Origin of the sequence: Gilliamella apicola, from assembly GCF_003202655.1 — a bacterium.
Lineage (GTDB): Bacteria > Pseudomonadota > Gammaproteobacteria > Enterobacterales > Orbaceae > Gilliamella > Gilliamella apicola_R.
Genome location: NZ_QGLR01000004.1, coordinates 146,611 through 172,255 on the forward strand (window position 1 = coordinate 146,611; position 25,645 = coordinate 172,255).

Sequence of the window (25,645 nt, forward strand, 5' to 3'; positions counted from 1 at the left end):
ATCATGGCATTAAGAATCGAATTAGAAGGCTATAAACCAGGTATTGCTAAATTTTTAGCACAAAAATGGAGTGGTAGTGCTGATATTGATATACTTATTCAACGAAATCAGGATGGTTATTATTTATTAGGTCTCAATCAATGGGGACCGGAAAAGCATTGGCATACATTAACTAATCTGTCAGTAGATAATGAACAATTAAGTGGTCTAGTTGAGGAGTGGTTAGTTGATTCTTTAATAATTCAAGGAACACAGGTTAGATTCCTTATTGAAATTCGCGATAGACAGAATGACAACAATAAAGACCGAGGTGTGGTAAATATTGCGGATAATGTATTCCCTTCTGCTGCTTTAAATACCGAAACTGTACCTGATGAAATTGAACAAAATAGGTCACAGCTAGCTCAAGAGGCTGCTAATCTTAATACACCTGATGACTCTAAATCTCCAGAACCAGAAGAAGCGACAATTGAAGCAGAAAATCAGCCTGAAATTGACAGAGAAGCTGCGCCAGAACCAGCAATTGTCCAAGAAGTGGTTTCGACTCCAGAACCAACTAAATCAAAAAGCAAATTGGGGACATTTATCCTAATTTTGATAATATTGCTGATTTTAGCTGGAATTGGTGGTGCTGTATGGTACTTCTTATTCTCTAAAGATAACAATCCACTTATTGCGACAACACAAACCAATAGCCAATGTAATGTAAGCAATGCAACCAGTGATGATTTATCCTTTATTCAACAATGTTTACAGTCGAAACCTGACACGGATGCGTTAATTGAGGTAATAAATCAAGCAAAACAGGCTAATAAATGTGATATTGCTCAGCGTTTATATGCAAATCAATCTATGTTGAATGCTAAAATAGCCTTGCTTTATGCTAAAGAGTACGATGAAAAATTTTATCAAGATAATCGGTGTTTTAAGGTTGATAAAGGAACTGCTATTTATTGGTATGAAACATCATTAAACAATGACCCTAATAATGCTTTAGCTAAAGAACGTTTGGTTGAATTGCAAAAATAAAAAAGGTGTGGGTATGAAAAAAACAGTACTGTCAACATTGCTTATCGGATTTAGCCTTACTTGCTTACCTTTGGTTAGTTCGGCTTTAGAGCCATTAAAGCAAGCGGGAAAAACAACACTTTACCAACGAGTTCTTAGCACGCCGACTTGTGAGCTGAAAAAGAATATTAATGACGCCACTGGTCAACCTGTACCAGCTTTTTCTCGTTATTATGTTTATGAACGTAAAAATGAAAGTAATCAAGAGTGGTTGAATGTGGGGCCGGATTCTTATGGTAAAACGGTTGGTTGGATTAACAATTCATGTGCGATTGCTTGGAATATGCAGTTGACTTTAGTGTTCACTAATCCCGTTGATCGTGATCCTCTGTTATTTTTTAAAGATAAAGCCTCATTATCTTCAATTGTTGATGCAGACAAACCGGAAACTTTATTAAAACCGATTCGAGATGCGTTAAAAGAGAATAAACCTTCTGCGCAAATTTTGGCACAAGAACCGAAGGAATTTGTTGATTTCAAAAGTAATTTTTATTTATTACCGATTTTACAAGGTGAAGAGGTAATGAATGGTCAAGGTTTTTACGAACGAATTCTCGAGGTTGCTTCGGTTAGTAAACAACAGACTATCATTAACAAAAATAACCAACCATCAACTTCATCCTCATCTTCTGATGACAATACTAATCAAGTCGCTCCGTTTAAGGCGGCAATTGTATTTGTTATTGATTCAACTATCTCTATGGATCCTTATATTTCCAGAACAAAAGAGGCGATTGAACGAGTTTATCAGCGTATTGAAAAAGAGCATTTACAAGATCAAGTTAAATTTGGTTTGGTCTCCTTTCGCTCAAGCTTAAAAGCGTCGGATAAATTGGAATTCGTCAGTAAAGTGTTTGCCGATCCTAATCAAGTCAAAAATAAAGATGAGTTCAAAAAACTTAGTGCCTCACTAAAACAAGCCTCTGTCTCAACCGCTTATTATGCTGAAGATTCTTATGCGGGCGTTGCACAAGCATTGAATGATATTAATTGGAATAGTTTCGGTGCTCGTTATATGATTTTAATCACTGATGCCAGCGCTATTCCTGGTGATGATAAACTCTCAAGCACTGGTATGGATGCGGCCCAATTGCGACTGGAAGCACAACATAAAGGTGTGGCAATTTATGCGCTACATTTAAAAACACCTAGTGGAGAAAAAGATCATCAGGTGGCTGCAAGCCAATATTCTGATCTGACTTATAACGATTTTATTCATAAATCACTCTATTATCCTGTTGATGCTGGTGATGTGAATGAATTTGGTAAAAAAGTCGATTTATTAGCTCAAGCATTATCCGAGCAGGTTAAATTAGCCTATAAAGGCGAATCTTCTGTTGGCAATGCGCTTAATGCTAAAGATGATAATAACTCTAATATGTTAAATGATGCTTTACTACTAAGTAAAGCAATGCAGCTGGCTTATTTAGGTGATACCAAAGGAACTAAAGCGCCGTCAGTGTTTAAAGCATGGATTGCGGATAAAGACTTTATCAAACCGACTATACCAACCGCAGAACCGCGAATTTTATTAACTAAATCACAATTAAGTGATTTAAGCGATATTGTGACTAAAATCGCTAATGCCGCTAACGATGGCTTGATTTCTGCTGATGATATGTTTTCACAATTACGTTCAGTTGCTGCCGCGATGGGGCAAGATCCAAGCAAATTAAAATCCGATTCTGTCACCAAAATTGCTGATTTAGGTTTACTGGGTGAATATTTAGATAATATTCCCTATAAAAGTGATGTAACTGGTCTGGATCAAGAAACATGGAAAAGCATGAGTGGAATTGAACAAGAAAAATTCATTCGTAATTTAAATAGTAAAGTACGATATTATCAAAAATGTAACGCTGATGTTGATCGTTGGATCTCATTATCTGAAGGTAGTGATCCTCGAGAAAATGTTTATCCTATACCATTAGAAATGTTGCCATAAGATATGTTAACTATAAATAATTTGGTGATTTCTAGACCGATAGGTAAATCATTTTTTAGAGTTTGTTTACCAGAACTTTTGGTGAAAGCCGGGCAAGTGGTTGTTATTAAGGGTGATAGTGGTTGCGGTAAAAGTACTTTACTTGAAATGATAGGCTTGATTCTTAAGCCAGATGAAGTCGCTCGTTATGATCTGATGGTTGATAATCAAACTTATGATATTGCTAATGTGATTAATCAAAACAATATCAACCAATTGGCCAATATTCGAGCGCAATATTTGGGATTTATGTTACAAACGGGTGGATTGTTGCCGTTTTTAAATATTAAGAATAATATTTTATTATCAACTAAATTATTACAAAAAAATATTGATTCCCAACGATTTGATTATTTAGTCAATAAACTTAATATTGCTCATTTATTAAATAAATACCCAAAACAGCTCTCAATAGGGGAAAGACAACGAGCATCTTTCATACGCTCGATTATTCATAAACCTGCGTTACTGTTAGCCGACGAACCAACCTCTGCGCTTGATCCTTATAATGCTAATTTGTTATTTGATTTAATCATAGAACAAGCTCAACAAGATAATATTGCCGCGATGATTGTCACTCATGATTGGCAACGCATTGAAAGTAAAGGGTTGTTCACGTTATCGGCAAAATTAACTTCAACCCAGTCATCAGAATTTTTACCGTTATAGAGTAAGGTATAAGAGATGGATAAAGTAACAGCAAAATGGGGATTCATTACTCGATTATCATTGGCAGATTTATGCTATGACAAGAAAGTATCATTTTGTATAATTGCCGCGGTAATATCGGTTATTACCCCTTTGTTACTATTGTTTAGTTTAAAATATGGTGTTGTTGCTCAACTGCGTCATCAATTACTTAATGATCCACAAAATTTAGAAGTAAAAATTGTCGGTAATTTACAATTTGATCAACAAATGTTGGATTGGATTAAAAATCAGCCGGAAACCGCATTTGTTATTCCTCTTACTCGTTCTTTAAACACCCAAGCGGATATGCTTAAAGATTCAGGACATTTTGTTAATAATGCTGAAGTTATTCCCACTTCAAAAGGTGATCCTATAACCAAGGATATGCCGTTAATAAACCAAAAAAATCAAGTTTTATTGAGTTCATTAGCCGCTGAAAAAATGCAAATAAAAACCGGTAGCCGCATCAAGATGGTTATTACTAGGCAATTAGATGGCAAGCTGGAAAAAGGGATAACAGAATTAGAGGTTATTGGCATTATTCCTGAAGTTTATTATAGTCGAGCCGCTGGTTTTATCAGTTTAGACCTTTTGATTGAAATGGAACATTTCTATGATGGTTATCAAAGTGAAACTTTTCCAACTGGAACTGGTTTAGCTAATTCTACCTATCCTGATTCATTTGCTAGAGCGCGAATTTATGCTAAATCTCTGGATGATGTTGCCCCCTTAGCCTTAAAGTTACGAGAGAAAAATATTGAAACTCGCACACAAGCAATGGCGATTGAAAATATGCAAGCTATTGATAGAGTACTGAGTTTTATTTTCGGTGTGATCGCCATTACAGCAATTTTTGGTTGTATATTATCCTTTAGTGGTTCATTCTTATCTAATATTGAGCGAAAACGCAAAGATATTGCTTTTATGCGGCTTATTGGATTTAAGTCTAAGGAAGTGATGGTTTATTTGCTTACTCAGGCGATGGCATTAAGTTGTTTGGCTTTTATCGTGTCATGCCTACTTTTTTTATTAGGTAATTGTGCATTTAATCTGGTTTTAGGTAAAAATTTAGTTTCACAACCAATTGTTAGTCAATTACAATTTTATCATTTTATTATCGCATTTATATTAACCTTATTTATATCATTTGTTGTTGTTGCGATAGGAGGACGAGGTGCTGTTAAAATTCAACCCGCAGAAAGCTTACGTGAAGCGTAATAGCCGATCTGCTCTCTGGCTAATTGTACTTGGTTTAATTCCTGGCTTAAGTCATGCTGAGCCATGGGATAGTAAATTTTATAATCCAAAACCGGCAAATGATGACGTTATTCTACCCATGCCATGCGAAGGCAGTTTGGTGATGAAAAAAGTCTTTACTCCAACACGTAAACCACTTGATGATGTTAAGATTGTTTTAGGTAGTAATAATAAAGAACTTGGTTTCGCCGAGTATGCTACCCCTAATTATATATCGGGCAGTTTTTCAGATGCTGGGAAAGAGAGATATTATCTGATTGGTAAATATGAAATTACTCTACTTCAATATCAAGCCGTTATGAATGATAAGTGCCCAACGGCTAAAGCAAATCTGGCTTTTCCAATCACTGATATTAGTTGGTTTGATGCTGTCGCTTTCACTGACAAATATAATCAATGGTTACTCAAGCAAGCAAAAGTTAAACCAAATGATTTACCTAAAGGCTATGTTCGCTTACCGAATAATAATGAGTGGGAATATGCTGCCCGAGGTGGCTCGAAAGTTACCGAATCAGAATTTCGTGAATTAAGATTTCCTATGAAAAATAATTTAGAAAATTATGCTTGGTTTTCTGGCGCAAAATCTGCAAATGGTAAATTACAGCTAATTGGACGATTAGAAGCAAATCCTCTTGATATTTATGATATTTTAGGAAATGCTAGTGAAATGATGTTTGATTCATTTAGAATGAATAAGCTTGATCGCTATCATGGTCAACAAGGCGGTATAATTGTTCGTGGCGGTAGTTATTTAACACCTGAATCATCAATGACAACAGCATTTAGAACCGAAAAACCCTATTATGATGGGCAAAGTGTTTATAAAAGCAAAGATGTTGGTTTTCGCTTAGTTTATACCAGTGAAGTTATCCGGTCGAATGATCTGGTAAAACAGTTGGATAAAGAGTGGCAGGAGTTAGGTAATGAAGCCGGTGTGTCAAAAAACGATAATGTTGTTAGTGAACTTGAGAAAATCACCCAACAAGTAGATGATGAAAAAACCAAGAAAGAATTGAACCAACTTAATGCGCTTTTACGCAGTGCTAATCAAGCCCGAGATGAGCAAAGAGATCGTTCCATCCAATCTGCTTTACAATTAGGTGCTTTTTTATGTGCTAATGTATCCGATTTGAATGGTAAATTTGAATACAATAATAATTTGTATCAAACCATGAGCGAAGAAATCTGTGATCCAAATGAAACAGATTCTTTAGATGATGAAAATATGTGTTCTAAAGCAAAACTCACTAATTTAAAAAATGTTCTCGATGAATCTAAATCGGCGCGTGATTTTATATTAAAATACTATTCGGATACGATTGTAAATACGGCAACAAATTATGAAAAGGAAACGATTAATCAGCAATCTAAACCTACCCTATTTATATTAGAAAATAGTGGTAAAGCAAATATGAGTGATTATTTAAAACTCTATTTTAAACATATAAATCAATATATTGAATCAGGAAAGATAGAACGTAATCTATGGCTTGAAACATGTAATGAAATAAAAGGAAGAAAATAATGAATAAAATTATAGTAACGATAACCCTATGTATCTCGATGATTTTAACTGGTTGTCAAAATTCTGGTGGCGCAAGTTCTAAGGATGTCGATCCTACCTTAACTAAAAGTAATAGTGCTAAATTTTTTAGTAAATCAGCATGGCAATCTTGTGCTGTAGGTGCTGGAATAGGCGGTATTGGCTGTGTATTATTGGGGGGTAAAACTGGCACATGTCTTGCTTCTGCCGCTGTCGGTTGTGGCGTATTGATGGGAGCAAATTACTATCTTGATACTAAACGTGCTGAATTTGCCGATGCTGAAATGCGACTTGACGCTTATATTCAAGATGTTCAGCAAAATACCTATGAGGTTCAAGCGGTAACCGAAACAGCTAAAGCAGTATTAGATAAAAATTTAGCGACACTTAAGACTTTAAATAAACAGATTAAGTCGCAAACGGTGAATCAAACGCAAGCTAAGAATGAGTTAACCCAAATTGATGCCAATATTGCTTATTTGAAAGATAAATTATCCCGTATGCAAAAAGTCGAAAAAGATTGGGTTTCAATTGCGGCTCAAGAAAAACAATCAGGGGTAAATGTTTCAAAACTTGATAAACAAATTAACCAATTACACAAACAAATTGCCGTGCTTGAAAAGCAAGTCAATCTTGTTTCTCAACAACGTTCAGCAGTGAAGGTAAGCTAATATGAAGAAGATATCCCTTATTTTGTTACTCAGCCCACTGGTTTTATTAACCGGTTGTACAACAACGCCAGAACAATGTGATCCAACCAATACCAATATCGGTATTATGGATAAAATTAGCTGTAACTATTCTGGAAATTATCAAGCGCGTATTGATAAAAAAGAACAGATATTAGCGGACGAAAAACGAGCTAATGCCCAGTTCCGAGAAATTTATGCAACCATTGAGAAACAGAAAAACTCAACGTCACTGAGTGTAAAACAAAAACAAGCTCAGTTGCAAAAATTAAAAACTGAATTAACCAAGCTCACCAAAGAAGTCAAAGATAAAGCAAAAAATCGTGATGATTTACAAGCTCAAGTTAAAGACATTGAACAGCAGATGAATAAAGTTAACAATTCAAATGCGTCTGACATGGAAAAACAAGTTGAGTTAGATAAGTTAAATAAAAAACTTCAACAGCTACAGAAAGCTTTAAATATTTAAAGATAATCTGATTGTTGAATTAAATAACAGATTTAGTTAAACATAGGGAAATACAGAAACAATGCAGCGAATAGCAAGAATTATATTTGATAATGGAGATTCTAATAAGCTCTCTTTATTAGAACAATATAATTCTTTGTTAGCATTGCTAAGAAAAAATTTAACAGAACGAACCTTTTCAATTTTAGGACAACCTAAGTTAATTGATAATAATCAATATATTGGTTGGTATAGTCACCTTGAAGGGCAACCTATTTTACTTAATAATATTGAAAACGAAGAGCATAAACAGCAGATAGAAAAAACCTTGCATACTCGCATTAATGATATTGAATTAGCGATTAAATCGATGTCTTTAACCAACGAGGAACAGGCTTTAATCTCAAGTTGGTTACCAAGAATTAAAAGTTTAGGTAATAGCATTTATGTGATCAATGATGAACCTGTTATTGTAAATAGTTTAGAAGAACCTATTTTACCTAAATCTCCTGTAACACCGCCGCCACCGCCAAAACCATTCTGGCGATGGTGGTATTGGCTACTACTTGCATTATTTATAATTGGATTGCTTGCTTTACTTTGGTATTTTTTCTGCCCATACGGAGAAGAAAAAACGCCAGAACCAATAGTAGTTCAAAATGTTGAAGAGCCTCAAACTGTAGCAAATCCACTAGTTGAACTACCGAAAGAGCCAGAAATAAAGCCGGTACCGCAAGAGGTTGAACCCGTTGTTGAACCTAAATCTGAACCTGCGCCGGCACCCGTTGAGGAAGTTAAAAATTGTATACCTAAAGAAAATGTCACCAATAATAAAGACGCGCCTAAAATGGTAATGATATTTGATAATTCAGCTTCAATGACGATAACATTAATGGAGTCTCAGGCAAGTATTAATAAGTATTTAAATGCTAATTTTGATGCGATGAGTGAAGAAGAAGCGGATGCTTATGAAAGAAGGATGACACGTTTACCTAATCGTTTATCAAAGAGTAAAGAAGTGGCATTATCTAGCATTGATAAAATACAACAAAATATAGATATTTCACTTGTGACCTTAACCAGTTGTCCTGCAGCACAAACAACGCCATTTTACGGTTATCAAAATAGAAATAAACTAAAAAATAAAATTAAACGATTAAGTCCGTTGGAGTATAACAGTGCGACCCCATTATACAATGGGGTTAAACAGGCAAGTAAACTACTTGATGGCGTCAATCGAGATGATTATATTTTAATTATTAGTGATGGCGAGGATAATTGTACTCGTGCCAATATTTGTACTCTTGCTAATAAAATTGCTAAAGAAAAACCACGTCTAAAAATCAATATTGTTGATATTGCAGGTGAACATAAAATAGATTGCGTTGCCAAAAGTACAGGTGGAAATGTTTACATCGCTAAAAACCCAACACAGCTTATTAATCAAATGAATAGTGCAGTTTCAAATATGAATATTAGTAAGCCTATTTGTGAATAAAATATTATAGTAATTTTTTCAAACTACCGGTTTAGTAATAAGGAATAAGTTTAAAGATGCAAAGAATAACGCGCATTGCTTTTGATCATAATAACTTAAATAAGATACAGTTATTAGAACAGTATGGTTCTTTGCTTTCAATACTTAAACCCCACCTGACTGCACGGACTTATTCAATTTTTGCTATGCCAAAGTTAATTGAAAACAACCAGTACCTAGGTTGGTACACCAATCTTGAAGGACAACCTGTCTTACTCAATGATATAAGCAATGCATCTCATAAAGTTAAAATTGAACAAATTTTAACGACTCGGATTAATGATATTGAAACTACAGTAAAATTAATTCCTTTAACTGAGGAACAAAAAACGGTAGTTTCTTCTTGGTTAACAAGGATCAAACATTCCAAGGATCATGTCTATGTGATTAATGATGAGCCCGTCATTGTCGATGCTTTTGAGCCGGTTATATTACCTCAAACTCCAGTTGCACCAGCAATAGCGCCAAAACCTTTTTGGAAATGGTGGTATACCTTAATTTTAGCTCTACTTTTATTAGCCTTGTTAGGATTAGTATGGTACTTTTTTAATCCTTTTAAAGAGCCTAAAAAAGTAGAACCGCTAATTGTACCGGCTGTTACAAAGCCAGTGGAAGAGATACAACCTGTTGAAGAAAAAAAACCGGAACCGATTGTTGAGTTACCAAAAGAACCAGAACCGGTTGCTCAGCCACAACCAGAGCCTGAAGTAAAACCACAGCCGCAGGTTCCTGAACCTCAACCACCTGCGGTTACCCCAGAACCGAAACCAAAAGTAAAAAATCCAGCGAATTGTATTACTAAAGAAGAATTAGTAAAAAATAGTAATCCATCTAAAATGGCCTTAATATTCGATAATTCATTATCGATGACGGTAACTTTAGCCGAATCGCCATTAGAAGTTGGGAAATATTTCAATTATTTAACTTATGGTTATCCAAGAAGTATGTCTCAGCTAGAAAAAATTAATTATGACAAACGAATGACGCGCTTGCCAACTCGTTTATCAACTAGCAAAAAAGTTGCACTTTCAAGTATTGATAAAATACAGCAAAATATTAATATTTCACTGGTTGCGCTTAATGGTTGCCCAGCAGCCGATACAACCCCTTTTTATAGTTATTCAAATAGATCGGCTTTAAAAAGTAAAATTAATCGATTAACGCCAAGTGGAGCTGGTGGTGGCGGAACACCGCTTTACAGCGGGTTACAAAAAGCCAGCCAGATGCTTGATGGGGTAAAACGTAATGATTACATTCTTATAATTAGTGATGGGGATGATAACTGTACTCGAGCAAATATTTGTACCCTTGCTAATCATATAGCAGCTAAACAACCTCGTTTAAAGATCAATATTGTAGATATTGCTGGAGAGCACAAAATAGATTGTATCGCTAATGCTACAGGAGGCAAAGTGTATATTGCTCAAAGCCCTAACGATATGATTAAACAAATGAATAAAGCTGTTGCTGATCTCAAGATTAATCGACCGGTTTGCCAATAACTAACTGTAACTTATGAGATCAAACTATAATCAGTAGTGGCTCGGTCTTAATCAGGCAAAAAGTTGGTCAAAAAGTCATTCAGGCTAAAATAGTAGTCGGTATTTATGGCATTTATCTATTTAAACAGCCGAGTTAATAACCTTAGGGTATTATGGTCTATATTGTTATCGTTTTTCTTATTAACGTCTAACTGTAATCAATTGCTGATTTAAACCGATAATGTCTTGTTTTAGTTCAGGATGATTTTAGATTGCCGATAACCTTTACTTTGTTTTTGATTATTGGGATTTGGCGGTAAAAATAATTGAGAAGTCTATACCGTCTCACGGCTATTTAAACTTAGTTTTTTTACAATTAAATATTTTTATTAATAAAATAGCGGAAAAAAACCAGACGTTGTGTCTGGTTTTTTTGTTTAATTTACTAGAAGTCTAAGTTGGCTGCTTTTAAGGCATTTTCTTCAATAAATAACCTACGAGGTTCAACTTCGTCACCCATTAAGGTAGTAAACAATTGATCTGCTTCAATAGCATCTTTAATGGTAACTTGTAACATCCTTCGACTAGTTGGATCCATGGTGGTTTCCCATAATTGTTCTGGGTTCATTTCACCTAAACCTTTATAACGTTGGATAGTTAATCCTCGGCGAGATTCACGAATTAACCAATCAACCGCATCCTCGAATGAATTAACTGGCTGTTTTCTCTCACCACGTTGTATAAATGCGCCTTCCTCAAGTAAATCTTTCAATTGTGCACCTAAATGGCAGATATTTCGATATTCATTACTATGAATAAATACTTGATCTAGCGCGTAATTGGTATCAACACCGTGTGTTCTTACTTTAATAACCGGTATGTATAACGCTGCTTTCTCGTTGTAATCGGCACTATAAAGATAGGTACTACCATGTTGTTCTTTATTAGATAATTTTTCAACAATTGATTTAGCCCAGTTTTCAGCTTTTTGTTGATCTTTTAAGATATTTTCATCCAATACATCTTGATAGACTAATTCAGATAATAACGCTTTTGGATAGCGGCGTTCCATTTTAGAAATTAATTTTTCGACTTTCTGATATTCGGCAATTAATTTTTCTAAAGCTTCACCAGCTAAAGCAGGAGCATGATCATTGACATGTAATGAAGCATCTTCTAATGCCAAAGCAATTTGGAACTGCGTCATGGCATCATCATCTTTGATATATTGCTCTTGTTTGCCTTTTTTAACTTTATAAAGCGGAGGTTGGGCAATATAGACATAACCTCGTTCAATGATCTCAGGCATTTGACGATAAAAGAAAGTTAACAATAACGTTCTAATATGCGAACCATCAACATCCGCATCGGTCATGATGATAATGCTATGATAACGCATTTTATCTGGATTATATTCATCTCGACCAATACCACAACCTAGAGCAGTAATTAGTGTCGCCACTTCTTGAGAGGAGAGCATTTTGTCAAAACGGGCTTTTTCAACATTTAGGATCTTACCTTTTAACGGTAAAATTGCTTGGTTTCTACGGTTACGCCCTTGTTTTGCCGAGCCACCCGCAGAGTCCCCTTCCACTAAGTAAAGTTCCGATAATGCCGGATCTTTTTCTTGGCAATCAGCAAGTTTACCCGGTAAACCACCTAGATCCAATGCACCTTTACGACGAGTCATTTCACGCGCTTTTCTCGCTGCCTCACGCGCTCTGGCTGCATCAATAATTTTACCCACCACAATTTTGGCATCAGATGGATTTTCTAATAAATATTCAGCTAATTTTTCACCCATCACTGATTCAACTGCAGATTTAACTTCAGATGAAACTAATTTATCTTTGGTTTGTGAGGAAAACTTAGGGTCTGGTACTTTGACTGATACTACCGCAATTAATCCTTCTCGTGCATCATCGCCCGTGGCACTGATTTTCGCTTTTTTGCTATAGCCTTCGGTTTCCATGTAGTTATTTAATGTACGAGTCATCGCTCCACGGAAGCCAGCTAAGTGGGTTCCGCCATCGCGTTGAGGAATATTATTGGTAAAACAGTAGATATTTTCTTGGTAACCGTCGTTCCATTGTAAAGCAACTTCGACGCCAATATTATCTTTCTCAGTACTAAAATAAAAAATCTTTGGATGGATTGGGTTTTTATTTTTATTTAAATATTCAACAAAAGCTTGAATACCACCTTCGTAGTGGTAGTGTTCACTTTTACCAGTACGTTCATCATTAAGTTTAATAGAGACACCAGAATTTAAGAATGATAGTTCGCGCAATCTTTTGGCTAAATGCTCATAGACAAATTCGATGTTAGAGAATGTTTCTGGGCTTGGCCAGAAACGCACATAAGTTCCAGATTCAGTTGTTTCACCAATGATTTTTAGTGGCTCTTCAGGTACGCCTAAATGATAAATTTGCTTATGAATTTTACCTTCACGATAGATAACTAATTCTAATTTATCTGATAATGCATTGACCACGGAAACACCAACGCCATGTAAACCACCAGACACTTTGTAAGAATTATCATCAAATTTACCACCAGCATGCAAAACGGTCATAATAACTTCGGCAGCAGAAATACCTTCTTCTTGGTGAATTCCAGTAGGTATACCACGACCATCATCTCGTACCGAAACGGAATTATCAGGATGGATGGTAACTTCAATATGGTGACAATAACCTGCTAATGCTTCATCAATGGCATTATCTACCACTTCAAAAACCATATGGTGAAGTCCTGTTCCATCATCAGTATCACCAATATACATACCTGGACGTTTTCGGACAGCATCAAGCCCTTTAAGTACTTTAATGCTGGAAGAATCATAAGAGTTAGACATGGATTTCTCGACTTATTTGGTTATTTATAGCATTTTTTTATTTAAGAAATTATACCAGAATTTATGTGGAAAATCTTATCATTTTCATCGATCATATGGGTAATTTGCGCCTGATTAACCGCGGTAATAAAAACTTGAGAATTGGCTGATTTTAATCGTTTAGCTAATAAGTTTCGTTTATTTTGATCGAGCTCAGAAGCAAAGTCATCAATTAAATAAATACAGGATTGCCCCGTTTTTTCTGAAAAGTATTCACCTTGAGACAATCGTAATGCGCACATAACTAATTTTAACTGTCCTCGAGATAATAAATCTTCTACTGGAATATTATCTACTCGTAATTTTAGATCTGCTTTGTGGGGACCTAACGAGGTATAATTAATAAACTTATCTCTTTCAAATTGTCTATATAATATATCTGCATAAGGGGTACCATATTCCCAACCTTGATAATATTGGCAGTTTAGTTGATATTCAGGGAGAAAATCATGGCAAGTCTCTATAATTTGAGGAAATATATTTTGGCAATAATTGGCTCTAAGATCGCCGATTTTTTCGGCTATTGGAGCCAACTCTTTGTCCCAAGGTAATAATTGGTTATAGTTTGATGACTGTTTTAATAAGGCATTACGCTGTTTAAAAAGACGCTTTAAATTATTCCAAAGTGATACAAATTCAGGATAATGATGAAAACAGCCCCAATCTATAAAAGAACGACGATATTTTGGCCCACCAGTAAGTAAATCAAATCCTTCTGGCGTAATTAGTTGAATCGGTAATAACTTCGCTAAGTCTGTTAAGCGAAATCCTTCATCGCCATCAATTTTTATCGTATTCTCGTTATGGCGTGTTTTTGATAAACCAATTGTTCGCGTTTGTTGTGAAGATTCAATTTGGCTAAACAATACTAACTCTGGTTTTTCATGTTGTATAATTCGATTAGATTGTATATGTCTAAAAGCTCGACCATGGCCAAGCATATAAATTGCCTCAAGCAGGCTGGTTTTTCCACTACCATTATCGCCAACTATATAATTAAAGTGATTGGATAATGATAATTCAGCATAATCAATATTTCGAAAGTGATGAATTTTGATTTGAGAAAGTGTCATGTTGCTAAAGTTTCCGGCCTAAGCCGGAAGTTTTAAATGGTTAGTAATTATAAGCGCATTGGCATAACAACATAAGTTGCCGATTGATTGTTAATATCTTCAATTTGCACACTTGATGTGGCGTCGGTTAACAATAATTGAACACAATCACATTTTAAGGTGTTTAATATATCCAACAAATAAGTTACATTAAAACCAATTTCCAACTCTTGCGATTCATATTTTACATCAATCACTTCTTCAGCTTCTTCTTGCTCAGGGTTGTTAGCCGTAATCTTTATCTGATTGCTATGTACATATAATCTTATGCCTCGAAATTTTTCATTTGAAAGAATGGCAACTCGGGATAATGCATTTCTCAGTTCTTCACATGATACTTCCAGTGGTTTATCCGGATTTCGTGGCATTACACGTTTATAATCAGGAAATTTGCCATCAATGAGTTTTGAGGTAAAAGTGAAATCGCCAAGACTAACGCGTAAATTATTATTACCAATTTGCATGTTAACGAGTTCATCATTATCAGCCACAAGTTTGGCAAGCTCAATTACCCCTTTTCTTGGTAAAATCACTGAACAGGTTTCAGATATGTTTTGACCAACTGGTTGAGCACATACCGCTAATCGATGCCCATCGGTGGCAACTGTTTTTAATAAACCATCTTCAATCTCGAATAGCATACCATTTAAATAATATCTTACATCCTGATTAGCCATTGAGAATTGCACTGCATCAATAAGTCGTTTGATGGTTTTTTGCGGTATAGAAAGTTCAACATCACTTTGCCAATTTTCTAAATTAGGAAAATCAGAAGCCGGTAATGTGGCTAATGAAAATTTACTTCGACCAGATTGAATAATTAATCTATTATCATCAACACTTATCGATATTTGCGCATCATTAGGAAGATTTCGACAGATATCAAGAAACTTTCTCGCGGGAACAGTCGTTGCACCCGCTTCACAAGGTTCGGTTAAAAGAATGTGAGATATCATTTCAATTTCTAGATCTGTCCCCGTCATGGATAGCGTGTTTTCACTCACTTGTAGTAATAAATTACCTAAAATGGGCAAAGTAGGGCGACTACCTAATGGTGCACTAACCAGTTGCAATGGTTTGATAAGTTTTTCACGATCTATAATAAATTTCATAGTGTTAATTCTTTTTTAGGTTGATAATGTTCGAATTAAATTGGAATAATCCTCTTTAATATCATTGCTTTCTTCTTTTAACTCTGCGATCTTCCGGCATGCATGTAATACTGTTGTATGATCTCTTCCACCAAAACCGTCGCCAATTTCTGGAAGGCTTTTATTGGTTAGCTCTTTGGCTAACGCCATCGCAACTTGCCTTGGTCTTGCCACAGAACGAGAACGACGTTTAGATAGTAAGTCAGAAACTTTAATTTTATAATATTCAGCTACCGTTTTTTGAATATTTTCAATAGTAATCAATTTTTCTTGTAAGGCAAGCAAATCTTTCAAGGCATCTTTGACAAAATCAATAGTGATAGATTTACCGGTAAAATTGGCATTGGCAATAACCCGATTAAGCGCACCTTCTAATTCTCGGACGTTTGATCGTAATCGTTTAGCGATGAAAAAAGCGACCTCTTCAGGTAGTTTTATTTTATTTCCCTCTGCTTTTTTCATTAAAATCGCAACACGAGTTTCAAGCTCTGGTGGTTCAATAGCAATGGTTAATCCCCAGCCGAATCTTGACTTCAAACGATCTTCAACTCCATCAATTTCTTTCGGATAACGATCAGAGGTTAAGATAATTTGTTGGTTACCTTCTAATAAAGCGTTAAATGTATGAAAAAACTCTTCTTGTGAACGCTCTTTATTTGCAAAAAATTGGATATCATCAATAAGTAGAGCATCAACGGAGCGATAATAATTTTTAAATTCTTCAATAGCATTATTTTGTAAAGCTTTTACCATATCTTGAACGAAACGTTCGGAATGCATATAAACCACTTTAGCATTAGCTTTAACCGCCATAATTTCATTGCCAACGGCATGTAATAAATGTGTTTTACCTAAACCAGTGGAACCATATAAAAAAAGAGGGTTATAAGCTTTACCTGGATTTTCGGCGACTTGTTTAGCTGCTGCCACCGCTAGTTGATTGGATTTACCCTCAACAAAACTATCGAACGTATGTTTATGATTAATACCTGAATAATAAGTGTGATTATTACTCTCTTTGGTTGTCTTCCAAGAAGGTACAATATCGGATTTAGATTGGTTAATTTCGGATTTATTTTCTTCAGATAAAGTTGAACCGACTTCCAATGATAACTTTAATGAATCATTATCTAACAGTTTATTTAACAATTGAGAAATTGTAGTTAGATATTTATTTTTAACCCAATCTAATACGAATCTGTTTGGCGCATAAATATAGAGTTTGTTCTCAACCATCTCCACTTGCAACGGTCGAATCCACAGATTGAATTCCGTTGTCGGAAGTACTTCTTGTAATTGAGAAATACAATCTTGCCAAATAGCGTTAGGCACGGTTACTCCTTTAATTGGGATACTAACAATATTTAAATAATTATAATCTTTTTTGTGGATAATTTATAGCATTTAAGCAAGCTATTATTCAATTACTAACATAATTAATAAATGAAAAAACCCAGCCGAAGCTGGGTTTAACGATATAATTAATAACAAAAATTAATTTGTTTGATCAATTACTTGAACTTCTTGCACATTACGTGCTTTAACTTCAATTTCAACACGACGGTCTGGTGCTAAACATTCTTTTAATTCACCATCACGTAGTGCATTACATTTATCACCGGTAACTGGTTGAGATTTACCCATACCGCGCGCACTGATAATACCAGCAGGTACACCTTTTTGAACTAAGTAGTTCACTACAGTGTGAGCACGACGTTCTGATAGTTTTTGGTTAAAGCTATCTGAACCAAGACGGTCAGTATGGCCAATTACGATAATCGCACTTTGAGTTGGGTTAATTTTAACAAGAGTTGTTAATAAGTTATCAAGTGCTTGACGACCTTCTGCTTTTAAATCCGCTTTTGAATAAGAGAATAGTATATCTTCATTTAAAATATAGCGGTTTACTTCAGATTTGATCTCAACTGGTACAGCAACAGATGGTGAATTTAGACGGTAAGTCACACCTAAGGTTACAGCTCCTGCATTTGGAGATGCGTCAGTTTGAGTATGAATATGTTGAACATATTGATATTCTAAACGAGTTGAGAAATCTTCGTTAAGACGATAATCAAGACCTAACGCGAAAACAGGTGATATATCAGTTTTTGTACCGTGATCAAGTCTGTGATTCGTTTTAACATAACCACTATTTTTCCATTTAGAAATGGTAATCATACCACCAGCACGACCATAAATATCTAAATCATCAGAAATAAATGATAATGGATAGCTCAATTTACCGGTTAAAGAGACACCTTGTGCTGAAACTTTGCTATTACCGCCAATACCAGAAGTATCAGTAAGATTATTTCTTTTATATTTTGCTGAACCTAACCAGTCGTAACCTAATTCAAAAGCTAAGTAAGGATTAGCTTGGAAACCTAAGAACGCACCGCCAGCAACATTACTTCTATTTGAAGTTTTAATTCCAGCTTCATCTTTATCATAACCGCGAACTTTGTTTGCATCTAAACGATAAAGTTCTGACCAACCTAATTTACCACCTATATAAAAAGTATTATCTTCATATGCTGCATTAGCGGCAGTAGCACTTAGACTTGCAACTGCGATTGCTAGAGCTAGAGTTGTTTTTTTCATTTTTTGCCTCAACTTGTTTGTTGTGATAGACGTTGTTTAATTTGCTTTTATTGTTAAATTTTACTTTTTAAAAAGTGTTAATTTTTTATTATAAATAATTATGCTTCACATAATTTACCATAAATTATAGCACAAATATTATTCGAAGCTAGGTGTAATGGTAAGTTTTTGTAAAAAATAACCAGTCCTTTTGAGGTTAAATAATTTTATTGATAGTAATATATAAATCATTTATTGAATTTGATAGCGTATTTGCCATAATATAGAAATCAGCTTCTAAGCGTTTATCAAATTCATCTGATCCAATATCTTCGTTTTCATCCAAAATAACCGAATCAAATTTAATTCTTTTCAATGTTAAATCAGGATGAATGATAAAATTGATGCCACGTTCATCAATGATTTTAAGTTTAGTGACCCATTTCCCCAAATCTAAATGAACTAACATTTCATCACTGGTGATATCTTGATTTTTGCAACTAATAATCCCATTACCTTCAAGAGGATCCTTTAATTCCGCTTCATCACCTAATATAAAAGGAGGAAAACTAAGTTTCTCTTTAACCCAAGTCGTCATAATTTTCTCAAGCGGTTTCTCAATCGAAAGCGGAGTTAATGCGAGCGCGCCAAGTTCTTTACGTAAGATGGCTAGAATATCCTCAGCAAGTTTAAAACTGCTACAATCAACAATAATTCGTTTGTTTTGCGTGTCTACCCATAACCAATAGTAGTTATATTTGCTAAATGCTCTAGGCATTAAATCGATCATCACTTCATCTTTTAAGGTGGCTTTTTCATTTTTACTTAGTTTACGGCTTAACGCTCTCTCTTGTTTGTCAATTTTATCATTTAGAGCTTGTTTTATGACTGGTGCAGGTAAAATTTTAGTCTCTTTTTTGATGCGTAATAATAAATGCCCTTGCATATCAATAATGAAATCATCCTGATTATTATCACTGTAAGGTGATACCCAGCCCATTTTAGTGGAATCTAAATTACCACAAGGAGAAAATGAAGCAGACTTAACCGCGTTTTCAATCGTCTGTTTATCAAGTAAATTGTCGTTATTAAGTTGATAAATAATTGCATTTTTAAACCAAAGCATAGTGTAATATTTCCAAAAAATAGTTTATGAAAATTAATTAATCATGACTGATTTCAATAAAATTTTCGTAGCAAATAAAGTATTGTTGTTTTATTAATAAAATTTAATAAAAAATTTAGAATTTATAAGATACACCCATATAGATAGAAGTGACGGTACTATCATCAACCATAGGGCTATCAGCGGCATCACCAGTCAATTTATCAATATGAACGCCACCAAAAGTAGCGATGTTATCTGTTACAAAGTATTGCGCATTAATTTCAAAGTAAGGGGTAAAAGAACTGTCGGCATTAAAATAATGTATACCTGAACGTGAAGACTCTTTATGCGAAATACCATAATAATAGTCATTATGTTTACTATTAGCCCAGTTTATCCCAATAGTAGGTGCGACAATAAAGTTTCCTTGTATATAAGGCACAGTATAGTCGGTATTTACTAGGATTCCGTTACTTTTATCAAGCACATCAGCGCCAATACTGCCTGAAAAAATTCCCCAATTAGTATTGATTGCATAATCAATTTCGGCTAGCACGGTAGAATGACGACTATCAAGTTGTCTTAACTTATGGTTGTCTGAATCATGAGGTTTAAATTCATTAGCAAGATAACGAGCACCAAAAGATAAACTTTGACTATCATCATTAATCGCGTAAATACCAGCTGATAAGTCATCAATAAAAAATGAACCATTGTCATAATCAATATGAGGAACTGGATAGTAACTTGAACTGTAACTTTTGTATGGTGAATTAGACCAACCTAAACCGATACCTAATGATGTAGGATCTGCCGATGCAATTTGCGTATACCCTAATGGAAATATTGATAAAAGCGAAATTATGCAGCTTAAATTTTTCATTTTGATACCCACTTGTAGCGATACGATTTAAGACAATCATTGTAGTAATTTCGTCACGCTGCGCTTATCGTCACAAAATCTATACATTAATTGTACATTGTTACAATCTGTTTTCTTTGATAATAATGCCACATTTTGTCATATTTGAATATGGATTAGTGAGATAAATTATGAGTAAACCAACTTTAGAAATGATTAATAGTCGTCCTGACGATGCAACATTATTAGCAGATGAAGCAAAATATTGCTCATTTGGTGATACCGTGCATTACGTTGAACCACCAAAGATTTTTGATGGCTGTGAAGGTAGTTACATGTATGATAAAGAAGGTAAAGCCTTCCTTGATTTACAAATGTGGTACTCTGCTTGTAACTTCGGTTATGCTAATGAGCGTTTAAATAATGTACTGAAAAAGCAAATCGATACGTTACCACAATGTGCTAGCCAGTATTTACATCCAACTAAAATTGAATTAGCAAAAACTATTGCTCAAGGTATGGAACAGCGATTCGGTTACCAGGGGCGTGTTCATTTTAATGTTGGTGGTTCTCAATGTATTGAAGACTCACTAAAAGTAGTGCGTAATGCTACCGGCGGTAAATCACTAATGTTTGCGTTCCAAGGTGGTTACCATGGTCGTACTTTGGGGGCATCTTCAATTACCTCAAGTTATCGTTATCGTCGCCGCTATGGTCACTTTGGTGATCGCGCAATGTTTGTTCCATTCCCATATCCGTTCCGTCGTCCTAAAGGAATGACCGCCGAAGAGTATGGTGAACATTTAGTTGCTGAGTTTGCACGTTTATTTGAAACTGAATATCACGGTGTTTGGGATCCAAAAGTCGGCCAAGCTGAATATGCAGCATTTTATGCAGAACCATTACAAGCAACTGGTGGTTATATTGTTCCGCCTCGTAACTACTTTAAAGGTCTGAAAAAAGTTTTAGATCAATACGGTATTTTATTAGTTGTTGATGAGATCCAAATGGGCTTTTATCGTACAGGTAAATTATGGTCAATTGAACATTTTGATGTTAAACCTGATGTGGTGGTATTTGCCAAAGCATTAACAAATGGTTTAAATCCATTAGGTGGCTTATGGGCTCGTGAAGAGTTAATCAATCCAGAAGTATTCCCTGTTGGTTCTACTCACTCAACGTTTGCGTCAAATCCTTTAGGTACCGCAGTTGGTCTAGAAGTATTAAAAATGACTTCAGAAACCGACTACGAAAAAATGGTAATGGATAGTGGTGCATATTTCCTTGAAGGATTAAAAACACTTGAGAAGAAACACAAAGAGATTGGTGAAGTTGATGGTCTAGGTTTAGCACTTCGTGCTGAAATTTGTACTGAAGACGGATTTACCGCTAACAAAGCATTAGTTGATAAAATGGTTGATATCGGTATGTCAGGTGATCTCGACTGGAAAGGTAATAAAATGGGCTTGGTGCTTGATATTGGTGGTTATTACAAAAATGTTATCACTTTTGCTCCTTCATTACATATTACTCGTCAAGAAATTGATCAAGGTATTGAATTACTCGATCAACTAATCACTCGAGCTAAAAAAGAACTTTAAGTCCTAAATTAAAATAATCCCGTTAATAGCAATTAACGGGATTATAGCTATACCCGATCAATTATAAAAAGTTATGCGATATATCAATCAACTAGAACCAAATGAACTAATAAATAATTTCCTTTCTCACCCACCACAAGAGTTTACTAGCTGGATGAGTGAAGATGGTATACCGGCTTTTTCTGCTAAGTTTGATTTGCTCACAACTGCTGATGATGATTTTAAAAATAAAGTTCATAAATTGCCTTTTTATAAAAAATGGCGACATTGGTTACAACCAAAAACATGTTTTGTGGGGACAACCGTTTCAGAATATAGTTTATTGACAAATAAAGTCGAAGCCCATCAATTAGCGGATAATGTTAAAGCAACTTATACCAAAAAATATCCTTTTGTCATTGTTAAAGATTTACCTTCTGATTCCCCTTTACTTAGCAAGCAGGATAATCAATATTCAAAGGAGATTATTGATTGCTTAAAAGAACGTGGTTTTATTGAAGTTGAAGGGCAAGCTTTAGCTTGGGTTCCCATTGATTTTGAGTCGATAAATGATTTTTTGGCAAAATTGTCATATAGCCGTCGTAAGAATTTAAGAAGAAAACTAAAGTCTCGTGAAAAATTGGTGATTAACATCTTGCAAACAGGTGATGATTGTTTTTTTGATGACACCAATCTTGATTTATATTATCAGCTTTATCTCAATGTATATGAACAGAGTGAAGTACATTTTGATCTATTAACCAAACCATTTTTTGTCGAATTACTACAAAACAAAGCAGCAAATGGACGTATTTTCACTTATCATTATGATGGAAAATTAATTGGTTATAACATCTGTTTTGTGGTAAATAACGTTTTAATCGATAAATACATTGGTATGGTTTATCCACAAGCAAGAGAATTAAACCTCTATTTTGTTAGTTGGTTTGTTAATCTTGAATATGCGTTGCAACAAAATCTGAGTAGTTATGTAGCCGGTTGGACTGATCCAGAAGTTAAGGCTTCATTGGGAGCTAGTTTTACGTTAACTAAACACTTAGTCTATATTCGGAATCCTTTATTAAGAGCGATTTTACGTAAATTAATTGGTCATTTTGAAACAGATAAGGAGAAAGTAGCATGACATCGCCAGTTATCCTTAATTTTGATCAAAGCGTTGGTGAAATTACCGATGCCAGAACGTTTGATTTCACTCAGTGGCAAGATGTCATCCGCTTTGGCTGTAGTCAAAAAAAATTCCAAAAATTTAAAAAGGTATTGCAACAATCGTTACCAGAACATTATGGTACCGTGTTAATGGGCAGTGGTGATTACCATCATATTTCGTTATTATTGATTGAGCAGCTAGCAAAGTACTATAGTGCAGATAATCCAATTGAAGTGGTTATTTTTGATAACCACCCAGATAATATGCGTTATCTATTTGGTGTTCACTGTGGATCGTGGGTTAGTTATGTGGCTAGTTTACCTTTTGTTAGCCATGTCCATGTGTTAGGCATTACCTCGCATGATATTGGCTTATGGCATTTTTGGGAAAATAGATGGTCACCACTTTTTCATAAAAAACTGACCTATTGGAGCTTGGATGTCAATGTTTCGTGGGCTAAGAAAATTGGTTTAAGCCATGCCTTTCGTTATTTTGATTCGCCTGATGATCTTATTACTCAATTTCTATCTGAACAATACCGCAATGCTAAACCGATATATTTATCGATAGATAAAGATGCGTTAAGTGAAGAGGTTATTCATACCAACTGGGACCAAGGCAAGCTACAGACGTACCATCTATTAGATACTATTTCTTCAGTTAAGTCGCGAATTATAGGCAGTGATATCACTGGTGAGTTATCAATATGGCAACCAAAAAGTTGGTTTAAGCGCTTACTAAGTTCACTTGATAAACAACCAGAAATATCGTTAGAAAAGTTAAATGATTGGCAACAAGAACAGCATCAACTCAATTTAACTTTATTAAAGGCGTTAAAAGCCTAGTATTCTTTAACGGATTGAATTATCTAGGCCTTTAAACTCACGGTTTGAAGTTATTAATCACTGTGATTATTCGCTTTTTTTGCTAGTTTACTTTCCGCCAGTGCCAAAAACAAAATCCCAGAAACAATCAATATGGTACCAATTAACTTAAATAATGTGATAGGCTCATGAAATAGCCAAATAGAAACAATCATTACCGTCACAACCTCTAAATGCGAAGCTGCGAAAGCCGGGCCTACTGGTGCTTTTTTTAATAAAGTCATCCAAGTAAAGAAGGTTAAAATGTAGCCTGCAATTGATACATATATCCAATGGCCGGAAAATACCCTGACTAACCATTCAATACTCATTGCCAGAGGTTGGGCATGTTCAGCTGCTAATTTGAAACTGCATTGTGCAACGGTATCAAACATTAATAATACTGTAAAACCAATTAGGTAGAATCTAGCCATATTAAGATAGCCCCACAAAGATTACACCAGCAGTAATTAATAACATGCCGATAATACGATAAAGTGTAAGTAATTCTTTAAATAGAACTCGGCCAACTAACATAATCGTAATTATATTAAATGAGGCGAGTAATACACCTTGGGAAAGCGGAACTAAAGTCAAAAAAGCTAACCATAATAAAAATTCGGCAACGTATGATGATATTCCTATCCAAATCCAATGATTTTTGGCAAGATCTAACCAGTAGTACCATCCATCTCTGTTGGTAGGTGATGTTGCAGCATATTTAAAAGCAACTTGTCCTAAGGTATCAAAACAGATATTACTAATCCAAAGAAAAATAACTAAGGATGACATTATGCTTGAATTCCTTCTGCCAGATTATTAAAAAATGAAGCGCACTCTTTAATCACCTCTCGGCGTTGGCTATCAATAGTAATTAAATGATAACTATCATTTAATACAATTAATTGTTTAGGACCAGAGACCAATTTTTCTACTAATTTTGCATTAGTTTCAATATTGGCAATATCATCATTGCCTGAATGCATAATCAAACAAGGTGAGGTCACTTTAGGTAATTCTTGACGAACATGTTTTGCCAATAATTGCATTTCTGCTAATGCGGGAAATGGATTTCCAGCGAGGCCAGCCGATGCGGCGTCACCACTTAACATGCTTTCAGATACTACGGCTCGAATTCGTTCATCTTTAAGGCCATAAGGTGGTTTTTCTATAAAAGAGACTTTTTGAAAAATACCGAGTTTTTTAAAATAGACCAATAAAAAGAAGAATTTTTTTGCCCAAAATGGCATACTCCAACCATCATAATAAAATGTCGGTGCTAAAACGCCAACCCCCTTAACTTGCTTGGGGCGATCGGCAGCTAGTTTCAATGCCAGAAGGGCGCCCATTGATAAACCTGCAACAAAAAGATTATCTACCTGTTTGGCTAAATAATCGGCACCATCTTGCACGCTTTTATACCAATCTTGCCAAGTTGTTTTACACAGATCAGCTTCAGTACCACAATGGCCGGCTAACTGTATTGCATAAACTGTAAATCCTGCTTTATGTAAACCATTGGCCAAAATTCGCATTTCATTTGGGGTGCCAGTTAAACCATGAATTAACAATACCCCATTTTTATTACCTGGTAAAAAATAAGATAAATCTTCAATTGTACTCATTAT

At 35.0% G+C, this 25,645-nt stretch carries 22 protein-coding genes; 12 read left to right on the top strand and 10 right to left on the bottom strand.

The genetic code is table 11. From position 1 onward, the window contains the following. The first annotated feature begins 3 nt into the window (after nucleotides 1–3). The 9 genes from DKK70_RS01695 (at nucleotide 4) to DKK70_RS01735 (ending at nucleotide 10,718) form a co-directional block, all read left to right on the top strand. Complete coding sequence (locus tag DKK70_RS01695) at nucleotides 4–1,029, top strand: hypothetical protein (RefSeq protein ID WP_110432457.1); 1,026 nt, start codon at nucleotides 4–6, stop codon at nucleotides 1,027–1,029. Nucleotides 1,030–1,042: 13 nt separating this feature from the next. Further along, complete coding sequence (locus DKK70_RS01700; protein WP_110432510.1) at nucleotides 1,043–3,013, top strand: vWA domain-containing protein; 1,971 nt, start codon at nucleotides 1,043–1,045, stop codon at nucleotides 3,011–3,013. Nucleotides 3,014–3,016: 3 nt separating this feature from the next. Then, entirely contained in the window at nucleotides 3,017–3,721 is a 705-nt protein-coding gene (locus DKK70_RS01705; protein WP_110432458.1) for an ABC transporter ATP-binding protein, read from the top strand. A 15-nt stretch (nucleotides 3,722–3,736) separates the two neighbouring features. After that, nucleotides 3,737–4,960 (top strand): ABC transporter permease, encoded by a 1,224-nt coding sequence (locus DKK70_RS01710; RefSeq protein WP_110432459.1) that lies wholly within the window; start codon nucleotides 3,737–3,739, stop codon nucleotides 4,958–4,960. After that, nucleotides 4,917–6,524 (top strand): SUMF1/EgtB/PvdO family nonheme iron enzyme, encoded by a 1,608-nt coding sequence (locus tag DKK70_RS01715; RefSeq protein ID WP_219999648.1) that lies wholly within the window; start codon nucleotides 4,917–4,919, stop codon nucleotides 6,522–6,524. The genes DKK70_RS01710 and DKK70_RS01715 overlap by 44 nt, the downstream gene beginning before the upstream one ends. Next, nucleotides 6,524–7,213, top strand: a complete 690-nt coding sequence (locus tag DKK70_RS01720; protein ID WP_110432460.1) for a hypothetical protein — start codon at nucleotides 6,524–6,526, stop codon at nucleotides 7,211–7,213. Before DKK70_RS01715 ends, DKK70_RS01720 begins: the two co-directional genes overlap by 1 nt. Nucleotide 7,214: 1 nt before the next feature. After that, a complete protein-coding gene (locus DKK70_RS01725) occupies nucleotides 7,215–7,700 on the top strand; it encodes a hypothetical protein (RefSeq protein ID WP_110432461.1) in 486 nt (161 codons plus the stop codon). A 61-nt stretch (nucleotides 7,701–7,761) separates the two neighbouring features. After that, nucleotides 7,762–9,177 carry a VWA domain-containing protein gene (locus DKK70_RS01730; protein WP_110432462.1) on the top strand — a complete coding sequence of 472 codons (1,416 nt, stop codon included), beginning with the start codon at nucleotides 7,762–7,764 and terminating at the stop codon, nucleotides 9,175–9,177. Between the two features lie 56 nt (nucleotides 9,178–9,233). Next, nucleotides 9,234–10,718 (top strand): VWA domain-containing protein, encoded by a 1,485-nt coding sequence (locus tag DKK70_RS01735; RefSeq protein WP_110432463.1) that lies wholly within the window; start codon nucleotides 9,234–9,236, stop codon nucleotides 10,716–10,718. Between the two features lie 424 nt (nucleotides 10,719–11,142). Here the strand turns inward: DKK70_RS01735 and gyrB are convergent, their stop codons facing one another. From gyrB to DKK70_RS01770, 7 genes are all read right to left on the bottom strand, one after another. Then, nucleotides 11,143–13,554, bottom strand: a complete 2,412-nt coding sequence (gene gyrB, locus DKK70_RS01740) for a DNA topoisomerase (ATP-hydrolyzing) subunit B (protein WP_110432464.1) — start codon at nucleotides 13,552–13,554, stop codon at nucleotides 11,143–11,145. A 41-nt stretch (nucleotides 13,555–13,595) separates the two neighbouring features. Beyond that, nucleotides 13,596–14,666 (bottom strand): DNA replication/repair protein RecF, encoded by a 1,071-nt coding sequence (gene recF, locus DKK70_RS01745; RefSeq protein WP_110432465.1) that lies wholly within the window; start codon nucleotides 14,664–14,666, stop codon nucleotides 13,596–13,598. A gap of 47 nt (nucleotides 14,667–14,713) precedes the next feature. Further along, on the bottom strand, nucleotides 14,714–15,817 hold the full coding sequence (gene dnaN, locus DKK70_RS01750) for a DNA polymerase III subunit beta (protein WP_110432466.1): 1,104 nt from the start codon (nucleotides 15,815–15,817) through the stop codon (nucleotides 14,714–14,716). A gap of 15 nt (nucleotides 15,818–15,832) precedes the next feature. Next, nucleotides 15,833–17,188, bottom strand: coding sequence for a chromosomal replication initiator protein DnaA (gene dnaA / locus DKK70_RS01755; RefSeq protein ID WP_110432467.1), 1,356 nt, complete (start codon nucleotides 17,186–17,188; stop codon nucleotides 15,833–15,835). 162 nt (nucleotides 17,189–17,350) lie between these two features. Beyond that, entirely contained in the window at nucleotides 17,351–18,457 is a 1,107-nt protein-coding gene (gene ompA, locus DKK70_RS01760) for a porin OmpA (RefSeq protein WP_110432468.1), read from the bottom strand. Between the two features lie 196 nt (nucleotides 18,458–18,653). Further along, the gene (locus tag DKK70_RS01765; RefSeq protein ID WP_110432469.1) at nucleotides 18,654–19,562 is read right to left on the bottom strand and encodes a recombination-associated protein RdgC; all 909 of its coding nucleotides are present in this window, start codon (nucleotides 19,560–19,562) and stop codon (nucleotides 18,654–18,656) included. 115 nt (nucleotides 19,563–19,677) lie between these two features. Next, nucleotides 19,678–20,427, bottom strand: coding sequence for a MipA/OmpV family protein (locus tag DKK70_RS01770; protein WP_110432470.1), 750 nt, complete (start codon nucleotides 20,425–20,427; stop codon nucleotides 19,678–19,680). 170 nt (nucleotides 20,428–20,597) lie between these two features. Between DKK70_RS01770 and DKK70_RS01775 the strand changes: the two genes are divergently transcribed. The 3 genes from DKK70_RS01775 (at nucleotide 20,598) to DKK70_RS01785 (ending at nucleotide 23,999) form a co-directional block, all read left to right on the top strand. After that, the gene (locus DKK70_RS01775) at nucleotides 20,598–22,007 is read left to right on the top strand and encodes an aspartate aminotransferase family protein (protein WP_110422514.1); all 1,410 of its coding nucleotides are present in this window, start codon (nucleotides 20,598–20,600) and stop codon (nucleotides 22,005–22,007) included. Nucleotides 22,008–22,080: 73 nt separating this feature from the next. Then, the gene (locus tag DKK70_RS01780; RefSeq protein WP_110432471.1) at nucleotides 22,081–23,130 is read left to right on the top strand and encodes a GNAT family N-acetyltransferase; all 1,050 of its coding nucleotides are present in this window, start codon (nucleotides 22,081–22,083) and stop codon (nucleotides 23,128–23,130) included. Continuing rightward, nucleotides 23,127–23,999, top strand: coding sequence for an arginase family protein (locus tag DKK70_RS01785; RefSeq protein ID WP_110432472.1), 873 nt, complete (start codon nucleotides 23,127–23,129; stop codon nucleotides 23,997–23,999). The genes DKK70_RS01780 and DKK70_RS01785 overlap by 4 nt, the downstream gene beginning before the upstream one ends. A 53-nt stretch (nucleotides 24,000–24,052) precedes the next feature. Here the strand turns inward: DKK70_RS01785 and DKK70_RS01790 are convergent, their stop codons facing one another. The 3 genes from DKK70_RS01790 to DKK70_RS01800 are packed head-to-tail and all read right to left on the bottom strand — an operon-like array spanning nucleotide 24,053 to nucleotide 25,642. Beyond that, nucleotides 24,053–24,451 (bottom strand): DMT family transporter, encoded by a 399-nt coding sequence (locus tag DKK70_RS01790; RefSeq protein WP_110432473.1) that lies wholly within the window; start codon nucleotides 24,449–24,451, stop codon nucleotides 24,053–24,055. 1 nt (nucleotide 24,452) lies between these two features. After that, nucleotides 24,453–24,809, bottom strand: a complete 357-nt coding sequence (locus DKK70_RS01795) for an EamA family transporter (protein WP_110432474.1) — start codon at nucleotides 24,807–24,809, stop codon at nucleotides 24,453–24,455. Further along, nucleotides 24,809–25,642, bottom strand: a complete 834-nt coding sequence (locus DKK70_RS01800) for an alpha/beta hydrolase (protein WP_110432475.1) — start codon at nucleotides 25,640–25,642, stop codon at nucleotides 24,809–24,811. Before DKK70_RS01800 ends, DKK70_RS01795 begins: the two co-directional genes overlap by 1 nt. Nucleotides 25,643–25,645 lie beyond the last annotated feature (3 nt).

Coding starts and splice junctions, on each gene's coding strand:
- DKK70_RS01695 (WP_110432457.1), top strand. CDS start 4: ATGGCATTAAGAATCGAATTAGAAGGCTATAAACCAGGTATTGCTAAA.
- DKK70_RS01700 (WP_110432510.1), top strand. CDS start 1,043: ATGAAAAAAACAGTACTGTCAACATTGCTTATCGGATTTAGCCTTACT.
- DKK70_RS01705 (WP_110432458.1), top strand. CDS start 3,017: ATGTTAACTATAAATAATTTGGTGATTTCTAGACCGATAGGTAAATCA.
- DKK70_RS01710 (WP_110432459.1), top strand. CDS start 3,737: ATGGATAAAGTAACAGCAAAATGGGGATTCATTACTCGATTATCATTG.
- DKK70_RS01720 (WP_110432460.1), top strand. CDS start 6,524: ATGAATAAAATTATAGTAACGATAACCCTATGTATCTCGATGATTTTA.
- DKK70_RS01725 (WP_110432461.1), top strand. CDS start 7,215: ATGAAGAAGATATCCCTTATTTTGTTACTCAGCCCACTGGTTTTATTA.
- DKK70_RS01730 (WP_110432462.1), top strand. CDS start 7,762: ATGCAGCGAATAGCAAGAATTATATTTGATAATGGAGATTCTAATAAG.
- DKK70_RS01735 (WP_110432463.1), top strand. CDS start 9,234: ATGCAAAGAATAACGCGCATTGCTTTTGATCATAATAACTTAAATAAG.
- gyrB (WP_110432464.1), bottom strand. CDS start 13,554: ATGTCTAACTCTTATGATTCTTCCAGCATTAAAGTACTTAAAGGGCTT.
- recF (WP_110432465.1), bottom strand. CDS start 14,666: ATGACACTTTCTCAAATCAAAATTCATCACTTTCGAAATATTGATTAT.
- dnaN (WP_110432466.1), bottom strand. CDS start 15,817: ATGAAATTTATTATAGATCGTGAAAAACTTATCAAACCATTGCAACTG.
- ompA (WP_110432468.1), bottom strand. CDS start 18,457: ATGAAAAAAACAACTCTAGCTCTAGCAATCGCAGTTGCAAGTCTAAGT.
- DKK70_RS01765 (WP_110432469.1), bottom strand. CDS start 19,562: ATGCTTTGGTTTAAAAATGCAATTATTTATCAACTTAATAACGACAAT.
- DKK70_RS01770 (WP_110432470.1), bottom strand. CDS start 20,427: ATGAAAAATTTAAGCTGCATAATTTCGCTTTTATCAATATTTCCATTA.
- DKK70_RS01775 (WP_110422514.1), top strand. CDS start 20,598: ATGAGTAAACCAACTTTAGAAATGATTAATAGTCGTCCTGACGATGCA.
- DKK70_RS01780 (WP_110432471.1), top strand. CDS start 22,081: ATGCGATATATCAATCAACTAGAACCAAATGAACTAATAAATAATTTC.
- DKK70_RS01785 (WP_110432472.1), top strand. CDS start 23,127: ATGACATCGCCAGTTATCCTTAATTTTGATCAAAGCGTTGGTGAAATT.
- DKK70_RS01790 (WP_110432473.1), bottom strand. CDS start 24,451: ATGGCTAGATTCTACCTAATTGGTTTTACAGTATTATTAATGTTTGAT.
- DKK70_RS01795 (WP_110432474.1), bottom strand. CDS start 24,809: ATGTCATCCTTAGTTATTTTTCTTTGGATTAGTAATATCTGTTTTGAT.
- DKK70_RS01800 (WP_110432475.1), bottom strand. CDS start 25,642: ATGAGTACAATTGAAGATTTATCTTATTTTTTACCAGGTAATAAAAAT.